Origin of the sequence: Nostoc sp. CCY0012 (assembly GCF_963920855.1) — a bacterium.
GTDB lineage: Bacteria > Cyanobacteriota > Cyanobacteriia > Cyanobacteriales > Nostocaceae > Cyanocohniella.
Genome location: NZ_CAWUDM010000116.1, coordinates 1 through 16,514 on the forward strand (window position 1 = coordinate 1; position 16,514 = coordinate 16,514).

Below are 16,514 nucleotides of genomic sequence, written 5' to 3' on the forward strand. Positions count from 1 at the left end.
TGCTGGAAAATATATCTCCCATTATCCGTCATCTTGTATTTGACAGACTACTAGTTGCATTGATTGTATTTGTTTTGCCAGTCTCCCCAGTCCCCCAACCTTGCCATCTCACTTTGGAGCGTTGCTCCCGAATAATATAGTTATCCGTCACCGATCTGATGTGGATAATTTGTTTACCCTCCAAGATGGAAACAAAGACGGCTGGAGGATGGGAAGCCTTAATTACACAAGTTGAAACAGAAAAGTTACCAAGTCGCCTTTACCCAGACTGATGCGATCGCCTGGTCTAAGGCGGTGTCGGTTCCCTGGTAATAATGGCAAGTTATTAATATAAGTACCATTAGAACTGCCCACATCTTCTATGTAGTGAGCATCTCCCTCAACCCGAATATCTGCATGTATCCGGGAAACAATTTCTGAATTGGAAAATCCGGATACATCCACATCGGGGGGAATGCGGTCATTGGGCTTGCCGATATGAATTACAGACAAAGTTTGCGGCAGTTCAATTTCGCTATCGCTTTGGACGTGGAATAACCGTGCCGTTACCTGCTGTAATTGCGTCCTAGAAGCCGCTGGGACAGGATTTGCTGCCGCTGCAACTGTTTGAGGCTCAGGTTCAGGTGCGGGGGGTTCTACCGGAGCTGGTGGCGGCTCTGGCTGCGGATCTGGTGTAGGTGCTGGGGGTGGAGTTGGCACTTCTGGCTCTGCAACTACAGGTTGAGCAGCAGGTGCTGGTGGTGGGCTACTTTCTGCTACTGGCATTGACATTGCTGTCGCTGGCAAAGGTGAAACCGCAGGTGGATTGGCGTTGGCATCTGAGTTGATTCCCAACGAATCTGGTTGTAACAGTTCCAATAGTGGATCAGGCTCAACTAACGGCGGTACTTCTACGGCAATATCAGGAGCAACAGTGGCAGCAGCAGTAGTAGGCGCAGCATTTGAGTGCAGATTATAACCACATTGACCACAAAAAGCAGCATCTGCCTGCACAGTTGCGCCACAGTTGGGACAGTTACTAGTTGTTGGTAACGGCGTATAACAAGCTTCACACTGGACAGCGCCGTCTGGATTGGGGTGATTGCAATTAGGACAGACGATCATCAATTTAAGTCCTTGTTCAAGATCATCGTAAATGTAGTATTGGCAAGCAGAAAGAACTATGTAGACGCTTCTGGGGTGAGATAACGCTACAAAAATAAGTCGCAGATCTAGACGACTATGTTAGCGGTGGCGAGAAATGAGCTTTACCCACAGGTTTTGCCCCAGGGAAAACTCTAGCTTCCGATTTTAACAGTACGCGGAAGTTCCCACCCTACTAAGAGTTGAGTGTGGGGATGAATAGCGGGGTTTGAGGATTGCATCTGGAATTGATTTTTTACTTGGTAAAAACAAATTCTGGATGGATGACGAATCCCCAGGATTTTCTGGTAAAATCCTCAATGTCTTGACCATCAATGCCATAAGCGAAAACCAAGCTAATTAGGTATATGTTGCAAGAAAAAGATTTGGGTCTTGGGAACCAGGACTCCTGCCCTTGGAGGGAATGTAAGACCAAAAAAACTGCGGAGTTTTTGAGGCTATTCCCGATGAATTGGGAAGCTCCGACTTCAGCCGTAGGCAGGTCTGAGTAGTTCACCAATTACTCCTGATATGAAAGTTAAACAGGGAGTTCCGAACCTGCTGCGGCATCTAACAACCACCAAAGTTCTCCCTGGGGTTGAATTAAGCGGGATGGATAAGTGAAGTCATCGGCTACAGGCGCAAAGACTTGAGCTAAAGCTGGTCGTTTATTAGCACCAGCCACCACAAAAATTACACTGCGCGCAGCGTTGATCAATGGGTATGTGAAGGTTATGCGGGGATTACCGTCTTTATTGCCCACAGTCACCAAGCGATCGCGCACTTGTAAAGCATCGGTGTGGGGAAACAAAGATGCAGTATGTGCATCATCACCCATGCCTAGCAGTACTACATCCAAAGCCGGAAATTCAGCAGGGGAAGAATTAAAAAATTCTCGTAGGTGTTGTTCATGTTTAGCTGCTGAAACTGCTGGATCTGCATCCAAAGTCGGTACAGCATGAATATTAGCAGCGGGGATATCAACGCGATCTAACCACGCACGCCGCGCCATCAGTTCATTGCTATCAGGATGATCGGGTGGAACATAACGTTCATCTCCCCAGAATACATGGATTTTATCCCAAGGCAGGTTTTGTTGAGCGATCGCCTCATACAAAGGCTTTGGTGTACTACCACCAGCTAAAGCAATAGTAAATTGCCCACGTTCCTCAATGGCAGTTGCCAACTTCGATAAAATCAAATCAAGCGATCGCGCCACCAGCGCAGATAGATCCGGGAGAACTTCAACCGTTTTATTCATGGTTTCATCATCACATTGCCGACTTCCAGCAATACCATACCGAACTTCTGACAATTCCCCTTTTTAACTTTTGAAACTTTTAACATGAAGCATTAAATGGGGATAGGTCAACATAAAACATCGTTACCATTTTCCACTGTCAGTTGTCAGTAGTCAGTTGTACGAACAGGGAAAGTCGGGATTGGGGAAGATAGTATGAATATCTGTCTCTAACCCCTAACCTATAGCCTCTAGACCCTAAACAACACATCCCAACTGGCGATCGCCTCTCGCTGGGCGATTAATAATTGCTGAATACCTTTTTCGGCAAAATCTAGTAGCTGATTTAACTGGGTACGGCTATAACTGCCTTCTTCGGCGGTTCCTTGGAGTTCGATGATGCCTAAGTGTTGATTCATCACCACGTTGAAATCTACGGTTGCTGCGACATCTTCAATGTAGTTTAAATCTAAATATGCCTCGCCTTGTAATAACCCTACAGATATTGCTGCCACTTGACCGCATAAAGGCGATCGCTCTAATTTTCCCTGCTGCAATAATTGAGCAACTGCATTAGCTAAGGCGACAAACCCACCTGTAATGGCTGTGGTTCTGGTACCAGCATCCGCTTGTAATACGTCAGCATCTACAGTCAGTGTGCGTTCTCCCAACGCCTCAAAATCAATTGCTGCTCGTAAGCTGCGTCCTATTAAACGTTGAATTTCTTGCGTCCTTCCCGATAATTTCAACAATTCTCTTTCTTGCCGTTGCTGCGTGGCAGAAGGTAACATGCGATACTCTGAAGTCAGCCAGCCTTTGCCAGAACCTGCTAAAAACTTCGGCACACCTTCGGTAACGCTGACAGTACAAAGTACCTGGGTGTCGCCACATTTTGCGAGGACAGAACCGGGGGCAAAACGGGTAAAACCGTTATGAAAGCTGATGGGACGGAGTTCGTAGGGTTGCCGACCATCGGGACGCTGCCAAACCATGAAAGTTGCCTCAGAATTGTGATATAAGAATACTGCTTTAAGGTTACTTTAGTATTACTACTTATATAAGTACTATATTATTGAGTCAAAATATAAACTATGGCATCCATGAAAAATTGATTATTTTGCGGTTTAATCAGGATAAATTTTGGTGTTAAGTCCTAGATAACAAAGTTAAAATATTTTGTTGCACCATCTCTGGTATCTGATCCCCATTGACAGTTAGCAAGCGACGGCGACGGTCATAATACTCTAGGATGGGAATAGTGCGATCGTAAAATATTTCTACACGCCGTTGCACGATTTCGGGTTGGTCATCTGGTAAGGAACGCCCTAAGGAGCGACTAACCATAATAGCTTCTGGTACTTGTAAATAAATAGCCCAATCTAACTTTTGCCCTAAATCATCCAACAAAAAATCCAATTCCTCAGCTTGAAAGGCAGTACGGGGGTAACCCTCTAATACCCAACCGCCAGTGACATCAGGCTGTTTGAGCCGCAACCGGATTAACTCAATCATCATTTCATCTGGAACTAGTTCCCCTTTGGTGACATACGGTTGTGCATGGCAACCCAAGTCACTAAGATTAGCGATCGCCTGCCTTAAAATTTCGCCTGTAGAAATTTGAGGAATATCAAAATGTTTGCACAGCTTTTCGGCTTGAGTGCTTTTTCCCGATCCTGAACCTCCCAGAATCACTAATTTCACTACAACTCACTCCTTTTTTGGTAAAATTCTTAACGTTCTGAGTGCGTTTTGCTCCCACACAAGTGATATTTAACACTGCAATTTTTTTATTTGCCACTCCCCTATTTCTCCATTGGTGGGAATTACCAGTTATGCATTTTTATTGTTATGACTAGTTTCATGTAAAAAACGAAAATGTCAATATTCTCATTGCTTAGGAATGCAAACTTAATAAAATATAGAACCTCACTTACCAAGGAAAGGGGAGACTTTGACGAAAGTCAAAGGCGGGGTGAGGTTAAAAACCAGATGTGCATATGATTTCATTTATTTTGCTTAAAATAACTTGTAACACGTCTAAGCGCTACCTGATCTGTGAAACAGGTGGGGATAGTTTACAGTAATTGAAGCATCACAAGCTTACCCCTAATGCTCTGAAATCTTTCAGTTAGATTGACAATTAACTCTGTAAAATTCCTTAATTCTTTGTTATTTTTTGAACTTTTCCTATGGTTGCCCAGTTAGAAACACCAAGCGTCAATTCCACCCCCAACTTGCCTTATCCAGTTGAAGGTCTAGTGCAAGTTTTCACAAGCCCACACCGGAACTTTTTTACCAGTGTTATGGCTCAATCGCTGAGAATTGCCGGTCAAGGTACGCCAGTTTTAGTGGTGCAGTTTCTCAAAGGCGGGATTCGCCAAGGACAAGAGCGACCCATCCAGTTAGGGCAAAATTTAGATTGGATTCGCTGTGATTTGCCTCGCTGCATCGATACACCCCATCTAGACGAAGCAGAAAACCAGTCCTTACAAAAGCTATGGCAGTATACACAACAGGTTGTGTGTGAAGGAAAGTATTCTCTGGTAGTTTTAGATGAATTAAGTTTAGCGATGAATTTTGGCTTAATTCCCGAAACAGAAGTGTTAGGGTTTCTTGCACAACGCCCTCCCCATGTCGATATTATTCTCACAGGGCCAGAAATGCCTCAATCTTTGTTAGATGTGGCAGACCAAATTACAGAAATTCGGCGTAGTCATCGACCGTGAAAGTAGGGAGTGGGGACAAGGGGACAAGGGGAGAAGAAAGAAATTTCTTTCTCATCCCCCTTATCTTTGTCCTCTCAAAATTATTTTTATATGTAGGGATCAAACATGTTGAAAAACGATAAATGGATCATTGAACAAGCCAAGTTAGGGATGATTGCGCCCTTTGAAAACTCTTTAGTGCGCCAAATTGAAGATAGGCGAGTTATTAGTTACGGATTATCTAGCTATGGCTATGATCTGAGATTAGCTCCCACAGATTTTCGGGTTTTTAGACATATTCCCGGTACTATTGTTAATCCCAAGTGCTTTAACCCTGATAACTTGGAATCTATGGCATTACAAACTGATGAAGATGGATCATTTTTCATCATTCCAGCCAATAGCTACGCCTTAGGTGTATCCCTGGAACGATTACGAATCCCTCCCAACATCACAGTTATTTGTATTGGCAAATCAACAATGGCACGTTGCGGGATCATTGCCAACATTACACCTGCTGAGGCTTCATGGGAAGGCTACTTGACTTTGGAATTTAGTAATGCTTCTAGTGCAGACTGTCGAATTTACGCTAATGAGGGGGTTTTACAGTTGCTCTTTCTAGAAGGGGAACCATGTCAAACAACTTATGCTGACCGCTTCGGGAAGTATCAAAACCAACCTCAAACAGTCACTATTGCCAAAGTTTAAGGTCTTATCCTGTGAAACTAGAAGCCCCAACTATAGCCTGATAGTTGGGGTATTTCTGTCTCTTATGCCGCACTGCGAGAAGTTAGCAAGTTCCACAAGAAAATAGCGATAATTGCACCAAGAACTGCTAAAACCACACCAGTAATACTCAGTCCAGGAGCAGCTAGTGTTAAAGTTCCTGTACTAAAAAATACACCTAAACTACCACCAACAAAAGCACCAATAATTCCTAGTAAGATGGTTCCTAAGATCCCACCACCTTGACGACCAGGGTAAATAGCTTTAGCAATAGCACCGGCAATTAAACCTAAAGCAATCCAAGCAAGAATGTTCATTGTTTTTAATTTAGTAAATATTTTTAGTGACAGATATAAATTAACAATTCAACCCTGAAAATTAAATCTGCCATCAGAACTAAATTATTACCAGCCTTAAGGACTAGTACCGCAAGGTGGAAGTCAAAAATCAAAAGTCAAAAGTCAAAAATTATAAGTCTTTTGACTTATAAAAGAAGCAATTCAATGATTGAGAAGGGTGACTTTATTTACGCCGCAGTGTATTAGTAGTGAAATTATTACCCTTTGTTTGATATATATCTTCGCTGGATCTAATATCTAAGTAATTTGGCATTGTGCTGTAAAAATAAAAATCAGTATTTATGCAATACACTTAGAGCTTTGTCCAGATGTAGCGACTGTCTTTGGGACTGGAAACTAGTAAGCATTTTGCAAAATTGCCGCAGCTATTGGCTATTGCACATATCAATTGGCAGTAAGCTGTTTTATCTAGGCTATTTTTTCAACTCTACTATGGCAACGATTAACGACAACTACTTAAAGCTGAAAGCTGGTTACCTGTTTCCCGAAATTGCTCGACGGGTAAATGCATTCGCAGAAGCTAATCCTGAGGCTCAAATTATTCGATTGGGCATTGGTGATGTGACAGAACCTCTACCCCAAGCTTGCCGCACGGCGATGATCAAAGCGGTGGAAGAAATGGGCGATCGCGCTACCTTTAAAGGCTATGGCCCAGAACAAGGTTATGCTTGGTTACGGGAAAAAATTGCTGCCCAAGATTTTCAAGCACGGGGGGCAAATATCGATGCCTCAGAAATCTTTATCTCCGATGGCTCCAAGTGCGATACAGGCAATATTCTAGATATTTTTGGCAAAAACAATATTATCGCCGTTACTGACCCTGTATACCCCGTCTACGTGGATACTAACGTTATGGCTGGGAATACTGGGATTGCAAACGATCAAGGCGAGTTTGAGGGCTTAGTATATCTGCCCATTTCGGCTGACAATAATTTCATTGCTGAGATTCCCACACAGAAAGTCGATTTAATTTATCTGTGCTTCCCCAATAACCCCACTGGTGCTACTGCTACTAAGGAATATTTGCAAGCATGGGTGGATTATGCCAAAGCTAATGGCTCGATAATTTTCTTTGATGCTGCCTACGAAGCCTACATTACTGATCCTGCCATTCCTCACTCTATCTATGAAATTGCAGGTGCTAGGGAATGTGCCATTGAATTTCGTTCTTTTTCTAAGAATGCAGGCTTTACAGGGACACGTTGTGCATTAACAGTAGTACCAAAAACCCTGACAGCAAAGGCCGCCGATGGTACTGATGTGGAATTGTGGAAACTATGGAATCGTCGCCAGTCTACCAAATTTAATGGTGTTTCTTACATTATCCAAAGAGGCGCTGAAGCCGTTTATTCCCAGGAAGGACAAGCACAAATTAAGGCATTAGTAAATTTTTATCTAGAAAATGCCAAAATTATTCGTGAGCAACTTTCAGCCGCCGGTTTAGCTGTATATGGTGGCATTAATGCACCTTATGTCTGGGTAAAAACTCCCAATGGTCTATCCAGTTGGGAATTTTTCGATAAGTTGCTACAAACTGTCAATGTGGTCGGTACACCGGGTTCTGGCTTTGGGGCTGCGGGTGAAGGTTACTTCCGGATTTCGGCATTTAATAGCCGGGAAAATGTGGAAACAGCAATGCAGCGAATTACCGAAAAATTTAAGGTCTAAGTTTTGGTGGGATTCAGTTGTGTAATTTGATTAACAACTTTTGATGCGGTGGGCTAGGGTCACTATTTCCACCTGCCAAGACTGTTGGTCTGACTTTTCACCTCATGTGGAAAAGTCCAAAGAAAATCTAACTTCCAAACCCGGAATTTAAAGTCTCTCTCCTCGCAGGAGAGAGATTTAGAGAGAGGTTTTCCAGATACCGTGAAAAGTTAGGACTATTGGTGTGGGACAAACCCCTACGCCCACTCTAAAAAGTTGTATTAGCTACAGATTCAAACCTGCGGCTAATTGCGTGAATTAAGTGGTCACGATATAAAGTGAGTTAATTGGTGCTACACGTCCAGCATCCACTAAAGCTTGATACACCATGACGGCAACTTCTGCCCTTGTGGCATCGCGGGTGGGGTTAAGTACATTGAGATTGGGATAATTGACAATAAGTTGCTTTTGAGTCGCTGTTGCTACTGCATTACTAGCGTAGCCAGGAATTTTTACTTGATCATCGAAAGTTTTAATAGCGCCTGTATTTTCAGCAGATAAACCCAGTCCATTTACCAGGGATACTAGCACTTGTACGCGCTGGATATTTTGGTTGGGGCCAAAGGTATTATCGGGATAACCAGAGAGAAGTTGTCCTTGATAAGCTTGTTGAATTACCTTGAATGCCCAGAAATTCTCTGGTACATCCTTGAATTTAATGGCAGTGCGTTTCACAGATGGGTTGAAAGCTTTTACCATTAACGCCGCGTATTGTGCGCGTGTCATTGTTGCATCAGGTTTGAATGTACGGTCGGGAAATCCACTGACTATTTCCCTATTAACTAATTCCCGAATAAATGCCGCCGCCCAATGATTACCAATATCGGTCAAGTTGAGCGTGGGTGTGGGTGTGGGTGTAGGCGTTGGTGTAGGTGTAGGTGTAGGTGTAGGTGTGGGTGTAGGTGTAGGTGTAGGTGTGGGTGTGGGTGTAGGCGTAGGTGTGGGTGTGGGTGTAGGCGTAGGTGTGGGTGTGGGTGTAGGTGTGGGTGTTGGTGTGGGTGTGGGTGTTGGTGTTGGTGTTGGTGTTGGTGTTGGAACCGAAACGTTGGCAAACTCTATATTGCCTGTGACCTTACTGGGATCTATTTGATTTCCTACAGACACCAGCTTTTTAGAACTGGCGTTTTGCACATCAAATTTACTGTTATTACGGATGATATTGCCTCCTGGGTTATTGGTATTACCAATATCAGGTAAGGCATTGCCAATTACTGTCAGACCATCATCAGTATTATTTTCAATGAGATTATTACGCAGGATGGGAAGCGCAGTACCAGAAACAATAATTCCCGAACGATTTTCGTAAATTTTATTATCTAGAAGAGTGGGTAATGCTGCATCACTAATTGCAATACCAAAACCTGTGTTATGGCAGGTGTTACCTTGAATTTTACCTTGGGAATTTTTGGCGATCGCAATTCCATTGGCGGCATTTTCTGTAAATACATTACCTTGAATCACTGGATTCGCTTCACCTGTAGCAAATACTCCCTCACGCTTGCAGTTGATAAAGGTGCTATTGGCAACAGTAGGGGTGCTTGACTCAATCCAGACTGCACTACCACGACTAGCTAAATTAGTTACAGTCACTCCCCGGAGTTCGGCGTTATTCAATAGCACGAAGGTGACGTTTTGACCGGCAAAGGTACGGCTGAGATAGTTACCACTACCTTCAATGAATATATTACGGCCCTTACTCGCTTCATTACCCACAACTATTACACCCACTGGCACTGTGAGGGGAAAAGCTTCCCCGCTAGCAGCGTTGTAATTACCTTCTGCTAATTGAATCTTGGTTTCCGGTGTGGCAACCTTCAGAGCTTGCGTAAGTGTTTTGAAAGGCGATTGTTGGCTACCAGGGTTGGTATCGTTGCCTGCTGCTGGATTTACGTAAAAATTTTGTACCATATTTATACTGCCAAAAAATACATAGCCATCTTAGCTCTAACCATTAAAATAGGTAGCGATAGCGCAAGCGCTGTTTCTTGGATGCCCGGAGGGCTTTTGCCAGTTCGCTAAAACTAAAACTTCATTTGCAGTATTTACTACCAGAGCAAGCAGATACATTCCCGAAAAGGTTGTCATAAGTCTGGGTAATTATCTCCAGCTTGTTGCAGGCATCCTATTGCCTAAAAATATCGTTCTTCAACAAAAACTAATAAACCGAGTAAAAACTAACAGAAAAATTAAAAATTAACAATACCATTTATATTAATCTATTAAACACAAAGGATTTCCGAAAATTAAATCATTCATTTTTGAAAGTAGGTATCTTCACCCGTCTGATATTCAGAGCGGGTATTAGCCGTATAGGTGTACGCACTGTAACACCCATCCAACTAGAAAACTTTGGATATTTTTTTATTTAGAAATTCCTATGTAAATAAAACTTGATTGGTACAAAATTAATTGGCCAGTGCATAACATGAATCCAGAAATATCTGTCATTATTCCTGCTTACAACACAGCAGCCTATATTTCTCAAACAATAAAGTCGGTGTTGGGGCAAACGCTCCACAATATCGAAGTAATTGTAGTAGATGACGCATCAACTGATGGGACAGCAGCGGTAGCTAGAAGTTTTAAAGATGAACGGCTCAAAGTTTTTGTTAATCCGCAAAATCTGGGAGCCGGTGGTACGCGCAATCTAGCATTAAGGGAAGCTACAGGAAAATGGATTGCCGTTTTAGACTCAGATGATTGGTATGCCCCTGAAAGGCTGGAAAAGCTTTTACAGGTAGCAGAGTCCAAAAATGCAGATATGGTTGCTGATGATTTATTTCTGATTAGAGACGGTGAAAATTTTCCCTGGAGTACACTAATTAACGAAAGTGGCGAGGTCATTGAAAGCATAAAGCAAATAGACCCGGTATTTTTTGTAGAAACCGATGTCTATGGACAACAGGGATTGCATCTAGGCTTATCAAAACCTTTATTCCGGAAAGATTTTCTGCTGCAACATCATATTGAATATGATGCCAGCATTAAAGTAACCCAAGATTTTTGGTTAGTCATGGAATGTCTAATCAAAGGAGCTAGTTTTTTTCTCGTACCAGAACCATATTATTTTTACCGCTCCCGTGCAGGTTCTCTGGTTTATTCGCCTAAAGTCAACCGTATTGAGCAAGATTGTCAGGCGATCGCAGCTTTTTTAAAGCAAAATAGTATTGGCAAACAAACTTCCCTAGCCCGTGCTTTTTTGAAAAATCTTGCTGTTTTAAACAAGAATTTAGCTTATTACCGTGTTGTAGAATCACTCAAACAGCGAAAATGGCAAAGAAGTTTGATAGAAATGGTACGCAACCCCTATTTTTTCGTCCATTTCCTGAGCCAAATTCCCAGTATTCTCAATCGTCGGGTGCAGCGCTATATTTATGGAAATCAAGCAGCATATGAGATGATTCCCCGTAGCCATCAACAAAAAAGTTCTAGGTTAAGCCCACCCTAAACAACATAAAGCTCTCCGACTTCTACCCAGTTCTGCGGGTGTCTACAAGAAATTGGGGAGCTTAAAATAGCAGTCATTATTCACCTAGTTTAGCCCCACATCTCTTACAAAACCCAGCATCCACATCATGAAACTTCAAACCACAACTTGAACAAACAATTTCTACCTGATTGGCAGTTTTGACTAATCGTTTAATTAAATCCCCTACTTGCCAAGGAATCAAAGCAACACCTGTCAAAATCATTAATACTGTTAGCAGACGACCTAATTCAGAAATTGGTGTCACATCACCAAATCCTACAGTTGTCATGGTGACAACAGAAAAATAAAACGCATCTAAAAAAGTTGCAAAAACATGAGAATTAACTGGATGCTCGACTTGATAAATTAAGCCAGAGTAAACAAATATAATTGCAAATAAAGTAAATAAAATTTGTGCAAAAATTACACCATCATCGGTGGTAATAGTACCGAATAAAAATTTTCTGTCTATCAACCTAATTAATCGTAAGATTCTAAACCATCGCAGTAAGCGAATAAATCTGATATCAACTGCTCCTAAAAAAAATGGCAAAATTGCTATTAAATCAATAATTGAGTAAAAGCTGAAAATATACTGAAATTTATTTTCTGAACTCCACAGACGTAGTACATATTCTCCCGCAAAAATTATCACTATAATAGTGTCGATGACATCTAACTGAAACCGAATGGCATCAGGAATACTATAAGTTTCTGCCACAAAAATTCCTGATGATAGTAACACCAAAGCGGCAAGGGTTAAATTAATCGCTTTACCTGTTGGCGTTTCTAGGTCTTTTAGGTAAAATTCTGTTTCTTGTCTGCTTAGTAACATATTCATCAATTTAATATATTACCCATAACTCACAGTAGCAATGCTATATTATTAACATTTATCCTGTAGAAATTCTTCATTCAGATGAACCAAGAATATTTTATGCGTCTAGCATTAGAAGCAGCTAAAAAAGGAGATGCGCCTTATGGTGCAGTAATTGTTAAAAATAATGAAGTAGTCGCTGTAGCTCATAATACTGTGAAGCAAGATTGTGATCCCTCAGCCCATGCAGAAATCAATGTTATTCGTAGTTTAACAGCTAAACTTAAAAACCCCTCTCTCGAAGGTTATAGCATATATACAACTGGCGAACCTTGTCCCATGTGTGCCACTGCTTGTGTGTGGTCAGGAATATCGGAAATTATCTATGGTGCTTCAATTCAAGATTTAGTCTCGGTAAATCAATCACAAATTGATATTTCTTGTGAAGAGGTGATTGCTAAGTCATTTAGAAATATCAAGGTGACAAGAGGTATTTTAAAAAATGAATGTTTGGCATTATTTAATTGATTACACTTGGCGATCGCCTGCATCTAACCTGTGGTGAAACAGTACAACTTAGTATTAACTATTTTGTTCTAAATATCCTAGAAACGTATTAGCGATAATCGCAGCTTGAGTGCGATCGCGCAAATTTAGCCTATTTAAAATATTCGTCACATGATTCTTGACAGTCCCCTCAGAGATATAAAGTTGTTGAGCAATTTCTTTGTTATTAGCACCTGTAGCAATTAACTGCAAAACTTCTTTTTCTCTGGGAGTAAGTTCCGCTAAACTAGGTGGTACAGGATGTAATTGGGTTGGTGTAACTGGGGAAAATTGAGTTACCAGTTTTTTGATAATTCCGGGGCCTAGTTGTGTATATCCCTTATACACTGCGCGAATAGCAACAGCTAATTCTTCTGATGGTGTATCTTTCAATAAATAACCCATTGCGCCATTTTTTAAAGCTGCGGTTACATATTCATCATCATCAAAAGTAGTCAAGACTAAAATTTTGATTTCTGGACAAGATTTTTGAATTGCTCGTGTAGCTGCTACGCCATCCATAATCGGCATTCTAATATCCATTAAGACCACATCTGGTTGTAGCTGGGTACTCAAATCAACTGCCTGTTCACCGTTCTCTGCTTCACCTATAATTTCTAAATCAGGTTCTAGTTCTAATAATGCCTTTAATCCCTGACGAATTAAATTTTGGTCATCTACCAGTAAAACTTTAATCATTGTGTTAATCTCAACAAAGGAATATCAACTATGATTTCACAACCAGAACCAGGAGAACTATTAATATTAAATTCTCCTCCTAATGCTAACGTGCGATCGCGCATACTTTGCAACCCAAAACCAGTAGTATTTTGTCTGACATAAAAACCTTTACCATTATCTTGAATTATCAAGCAAAAACTACTTTTAGTTGTAGTCAAATTTAGTTTTACTTCCGATGCATCCGCATGTTTAGAAATATTTGTTAAAGATTCTTGAATAATCCGATAAATAGATATAATAATGTCAGAAGGTAAAGAATATTCTAAATTAATTTGGCAAATTGGTGAAATCCCATTTGAACGGTAAAAATCTTCTAAAAGAATAGCGATCGCCTGCTCTAAAGATTGCTCTTGTAAAGGATGAGAACGCATAGTAGAAACAGATTGACGCACATCGTTGAGTGATTTAGACCCCAGTTCTTTAGCTCTTGCTAAAAATGTCTGGGCTTTGTCTGGATTAGATTGCCACAGTTTTAAGGCAGTTTCTAATTGTAAATTCAAAGCTGTTAAAGAATGTCCTAATGAATCATGGATTTCACGAGCAATACGATTGCGTTCTTCAAGGGTAGCCTGATTCTCAATTTTTAAAGCATATTGGCGCAGTTTTTCGTTAGCGATGGCTAATTTTTCTCGGCTTTGACGTTCAGAGATTACTGTATTCATCAATAGCAGGATAAAAATTAAACTTAAGCCGAATATCAACGCTAAACTGAGGGGAAAAAATCGCAATCGCTCTTGAGCATGTGGTGGTAAAACAGCTCTAGGTAAGCGATATCGTAGCGTTAATAAAAATAAACTAAACGATAAACTTGTAACTACCAAACGGCCAGGTAACTGAAAAATTAAACAACTACGAGTTACTAAAATAATATATAAAAAAGGGAAAAGCCTAGCAATTCTTCCCCCAAAAAATCCTGTTGTGGTAATTAAAAAAATTTCAATAGCTGTATAAACAATTTTACTAAAGTAGTTAGAAGTGGGTAATCTCAAACCCATTAATCCAAAAAAAACTAGACTAAAAATAGTCAGTTCAGGAACCTTAGTTGTAAACCGTGGTGAAGGTGATGGTAACGCGGCTGTTATAACTGCGATCGCTAGTAATACCCACTCTAAATACAGCAGAAACCGAAAAGGATGATTATTAATTTGAATAGGACGGCTCATATATGGTAATTTCTAGATTTTTATCATCATTAAGATGTGAATTAAATGAAAAATTAATCAATTAAATATATTTTCTATCTTTACTGTATTTGATCAGTAATTACAAGTTAAATTTTTCAAAATTAGATCATGACTTTAGTCATGGGTATAATCATGACTTTCGCCTCATGTAGCTCCTATGAATGATTTCCTATGATGGTGACATCCAACCAGGAAACCAAGCGAGATAATTAGATGAAATTCAAACCATTATCACTACTAGCTGGAGCAGTTGCCCTAACCTTAACTGCAACCCCGTTTGCTGTTCAAGCACAAATGAGATCCTTTTCACCTCAACTAGCACAAAATGCCAGACCTGAAAAAGGTCAAAAAGGCGCTGGTTGGTCAAGGTTAGAACTAACGGATGCTCAAAAAGCCCAAATGCAGACGATTCAAACCAATACCCGGGCCCAAATTGAGGCACTTCTGACCGCAGAACAAAAAGCAACATTGGCAGCTGCACAACAAGCACGTCAGGCGCAACGCCAATCAGGCCAAGGTCAAGGTCAGCGTCCGCACAAAGGTTGGACTAACTTGAATCTGACTCCACAACAACAAACTCAAATGCGTCAAATTCGTGAGGCATCTAAACAACAAATGTTAGCCGTCCTCAACCCTCAACAGCGGCAACAACTACAAGAAATGCAACAAAACATGCGATCGCGCCGCCAGCAACGCAATTCTCAGTAATCCCGATTTATCAAGTCTGGGGTGGGTATAGCTAGTAGCCCATCTCATCACAGCATCTGAATCTGTATAAAAAAATTAGTAAAGTCCGGACTAACACACCAACTTACTCTATTCAATTTTTCACAAAACTTCTTGCAGAAGATGGGAGTAGGGGAAATCATGCCATCCCCTCTCCTTTTCCCATTTCCCACACATCCAATAAAAAAATTAGGCTAACCCCTAGTAAAAGTTAGGAGTTTTAAGTTAATAGTTAATCACAACTCCTAGCGCTTTTAAAATGTCTCAAGAATTTACTATTGGTAGTACAGTCCGAGTCGTAGCACTACCACCCTACGTCAAAACAGCAGACCCTATGCCTATGCTACGCCCTCCAGATGTAATTAGCATTGGCGAAGAAGGGATAGTTCTTGATCGTCGTCCTGGTGGGTATTGGGGTATCCGCTTTGCTAAAGGAGCTTTTCTGTTAGATAGCCAATACATTGAAAGCACAGATACGCCAACAGAATCTCATGTAGAACCAAAACAGGAGTTAGGTAACCAAGAATTGTAAACTTGTGTAAAGTTGTGATTTTTGTTTGCACCATGATTTCTCGGCGCACTTTTTTAAATTTATTATTTGCCAGTTGTTTTGCTGTCATGAGTTGGTTGCATCTTACTCCCGATGCTCATGCTCTTGGTGGCAAACTCCCCGAACTTAATCAGCCCGCACCAGAGTTTACATTGCCAACCAATACTGGAAATGGCAAAATTTCCCTCTCCGACTTGCATGGTCAGTGGGTAGTACTATATTTTTATCCCAAAGATTTCACCTCTGGTTGCACCATTGAAGCTCGTCGTTTTCAGCAAGATTTACCTAAATACATCGAGAAAAATGCCCAGATTATTGGTGTGAGTGCCGATGATATTGACTCTCATGCCGAATTTTGTGATTCAGAGGGGTTAAAATTTCCTCTGTTAGCTGATACCACAGGCGAGGTAAGTAAAGCTTATGGTTCTTGGATCGGTTTTGTATCTATGCGTCACAGTTTTATCATCGATCCAGAAGGTATTCTGCGTGAGACTTTCGTCAAAGTCAACCCATCTGTTCACAGTACAGAAGTTTTGGCACAACTAGAAAAATTGCAGTAGAGGGACTGGGGAAGAAGCAGGGGAGCAGGGGGCAGGAAGAGGCAGGGGGGCAGGGAGCAGGG

At 41.2% G+C, this 16,514-nt stretch carries 18 protein-coding genes; 9 read left to right on the forward strand and 9 right to left on the reverse strand.

Annotation, left to right across the window (positions count from 1 at the left end):
* Positions 1-222 precede the first annotated feature (222 nt).
* Positions 223-1,104, reverse strand: a complete 882-nt coding sequence (locus ACM0OS_RS24065) for an FHA domain-containing protein (protein ID WP_414545702.1) — start codon at positions 1,102-1,104, stop codon at positions 223-225.
* Between the two features lie 247 nt (positions 1,105-1,351).
* Here ACM0OS_RS24065 and ACM0OS_RS24070 point away from each other — a divergent pair, with 247 nt between their 5' ends.
* Entirely contained in the window at positions 1,352-1,486 is a 135-nt protein-coding gene (locus ACM0OS_RS24070) for a hypothetical protein (RefSeq protein ID WP_414545703.1), read from the forward strand.
* A gap of 174 nt (positions 1,487-1,660) precedes the next feature.
* On the opposite strand, the gene pgl is transcribed toward ACM0OS_RS24070, so the two are convergent.
* From pgl to ACM0OS_RS24085, 3 genes are all read right to left on the reverse strand, one after another.
* Complete coding sequence (gene pgl / locus ACM0OS_RS24075) at positions 1,661-2,383, reverse strand: 6-phosphogluconolactonase (RefSeq protein WP_414545718.1); 723 nt, start codon at positions 2,381-2,383, stop codon at positions 1,661-1,663.
* Positions 2,384-2,613: 230 nt separating this feature from the next.
* Entirely contained in the window at positions 2,614-3,354 is a 741-nt protein-coding gene (gene rph, locus ACM0OS_RS24080; RefSeq protein ID WP_414545704.1) for a ribonuclease PH, read from the reverse strand.
* 154 nt (positions 3,355-3,508) lie between these two features.
* Positions 3,509-4,063, reverse strand: a complete 555-nt coding sequence (locus ACM0OS_RS24085; protein ID WP_414545705.1) for an adenylate kinase family protein — start codon at positions 4,061-4,063, stop codon at positions 3,509-3,511.
* Between the two features lie 488 nt (positions 4,064-4,551).
* Here ACM0OS_RS24085 and ACM0OS_RS24090 point away from each other — a divergent pair, with 488 nt between their 5' ends.
* The gene (locus tag ACM0OS_RS24090; RefSeq protein ID WP_414545706.1) at positions 4,552-5,088 is read left to right on the forward strand and encodes a P-loop NTPase family protein; all 537 of its coding nucleotides are present in this window, start codon (positions 4,552-4,554) and stop codon (positions 5,086-5,088) included.
* Positions 5,089-5,193: 105 nt separating this feature from the next.
* On the forward strand, positions 5,194-5,775 hold the full coding sequence (gene dcd / locus ACM0OS_RS24095) for a dCTP deaminase (RefSeq protein ID WP_414545707.1): 582 nt from the start codon (positions 5,194-5,196) through the stop codon (positions 5,773-5,775).
* A gap of 62 nt (positions 5,776-5,837) precedes the next feature.
* Here dcd and ACM0OS_RS24100 read toward each other — a convergent pair whose 3' ends face one another.
* A complete protein-coding gene (locus ACM0OS_RS24100) occupies positions 5,838-6,110 on the reverse strand; it encodes a GlsB/YeaQ/YmgE family stress response membrane protein (RefSeq protein WP_414545708.1) in 273 nt (90 codons plus the stop codon).
* 474 nt (positions 6,111-6,584) lie between these two features.
* Between ACM0OS_RS24100 and ACM0OS_RS24105 the strand changes: the two genes are divergently transcribed.
* Positions 6,585-7,820, forward strand: coding sequence for an LL-diaminopimelate aminotransferase (locus ACM0OS_RS24105; protein WP_414545709.1), 1,236 nt, complete (start codon positions 6,585-6,587; stop codon positions 7,818-7,820).
* Positions 7,821-8,117: 297 nt separating this feature from the next.
* Here the strand turns inward: ACM0OS_RS24105 and ACM0OS_RS24110 are convergent, their stop codons facing one another.
* Positions 8,118-9,767, reverse strand: a complete 1,650-nt coding sequence (locus tag ACM0OS_RS24110; protein ID WP_414545710.1) for a DUF1565 domain-containing protein — start codon at positions 9,765-9,767, stop codon at positions 8,118-8,120.
* 517 nt (positions 9,768-10,284) lie between these two features.
* Between ACM0OS_RS24110 and ACM0OS_RS24115 the strand changes: the two genes are divergently transcribed.
* Positions 10,285-11,307 carry a glycosyltransferase family 2 protein gene (locus tag ACM0OS_RS24115; protein ID WP_414545711.1) on the forward strand — a complete coding sequence of 341 codons (1,023 nt, stop codon included), beginning with the start codon at positions 10,285-10,287 and terminating at the stop codon, positions 11,305-11,307.
* A gap of 76 nt (positions 11,308-11,383) precedes the next feature.
* On the opposite strand, the gene ACM0OS_RS24120 is transcribed toward ACM0OS_RS24115, so the two are convergent.
* Positions 11,384-12,163, reverse strand: coding sequence for an ion transporter (locus tag ACM0OS_RS24120; RefSeq protein ID WP_414545719.1), 780 nt, complete (start codon positions 12,161-12,163; stop codon positions 11,384-11,386).
* A gap of 84 nt (positions 12,164-12,247) precedes the next feature.
* Here ACM0OS_RS24120 and ACM0OS_RS24125 point away from each other — a divergent pair, with 84 nt between their 5' ends.
* Positions 12,248-12,673: a nucleoside deaminase gene (locus ACM0OS_RS24125; RefSeq protein ID WP_414545712.1), complete on the forward strand. Its 426-nt coding sequence runs from the start codon at positions 12,248-12,250 to the stop codon at positions 12,671-12,673.
* 54 nt (positions 12,674-12,727) lie between these two features.
* Here the strand turns inward: ACM0OS_RS24125 and ACM0OS_RS24130 are convergent, their stop codons facing one another.
* Both ACM0OS_RS24130 and ACM0OS_RS24135 read right to left on the reverse strand, forming a co-directional pair.
* Entirely contained in the window at positions 12,728-13,390 is a 663-nt protein-coding gene (locus ACM0OS_RS24130) for a response regulator (protein ID WP_414545713.1), read from the reverse strand.
* Positions 13,387-14,595, reverse strand: a complete 1,209-nt coding sequence (locus ACM0OS_RS24135; protein ID WP_414545714.1) for a sensor histidine kinase — start codon at positions 14,593-14,595, stop codon at positions 13,387-13,389. The genes ACM0OS_RS24130 and ACM0OS_RS24135 overlap by 4 nt, the downstream gene beginning before the upstream one ends.
* Before the next feature lie 234 nt (positions 14,596-14,829).
* On the opposite strand from ACM0OS_RS24135, the gene ACM0OS_RS24140 reads away from it, so the two are divergent.
* The 3 genes from ACM0OS_RS24140 (at position 14,830) to ACM0OS_RS24150 (ending at position 16,452) form a co-directional block, all read left to right on the forward strand.
* Positions 14,830-15,324, forward strand: coding sequence for a P pilus assembly/Cpx signaling pathway, periplasmic inhibitor/zinc-resistance associated protein (locus ACM0OS_RS24140; RefSeq protein WP_414545715.1), 495 nt, complete (start codon positions 14,830-14,832; stop codon positions 15,322-15,324).
* 277 nt (positions 15,325-15,601) lie between these two features.
* A complete protein-coding gene (sipA, locus tag ACM0OS_RS24145; protein ID WP_414545716.1) occupies positions 15,602-15,874 on the forward strand; it encodes a regulatory protein SipA in 273 nt (90 codons plus the stop codon).
* 32 nt (positions 15,875-15,906) lie between these two features.
* Positions 15,907-16,452, forward strand: coding sequence for a peroxiredoxin (locus tag ACM0OS_RS24150; protein WP_414545717.1), 546 nt, complete (start codon positions 15,907-15,909; stop codon positions 16,450-16,452).
* The last annotated feature ends 62 nt before the right edge of the window (positions 16,453-16,514 follow it).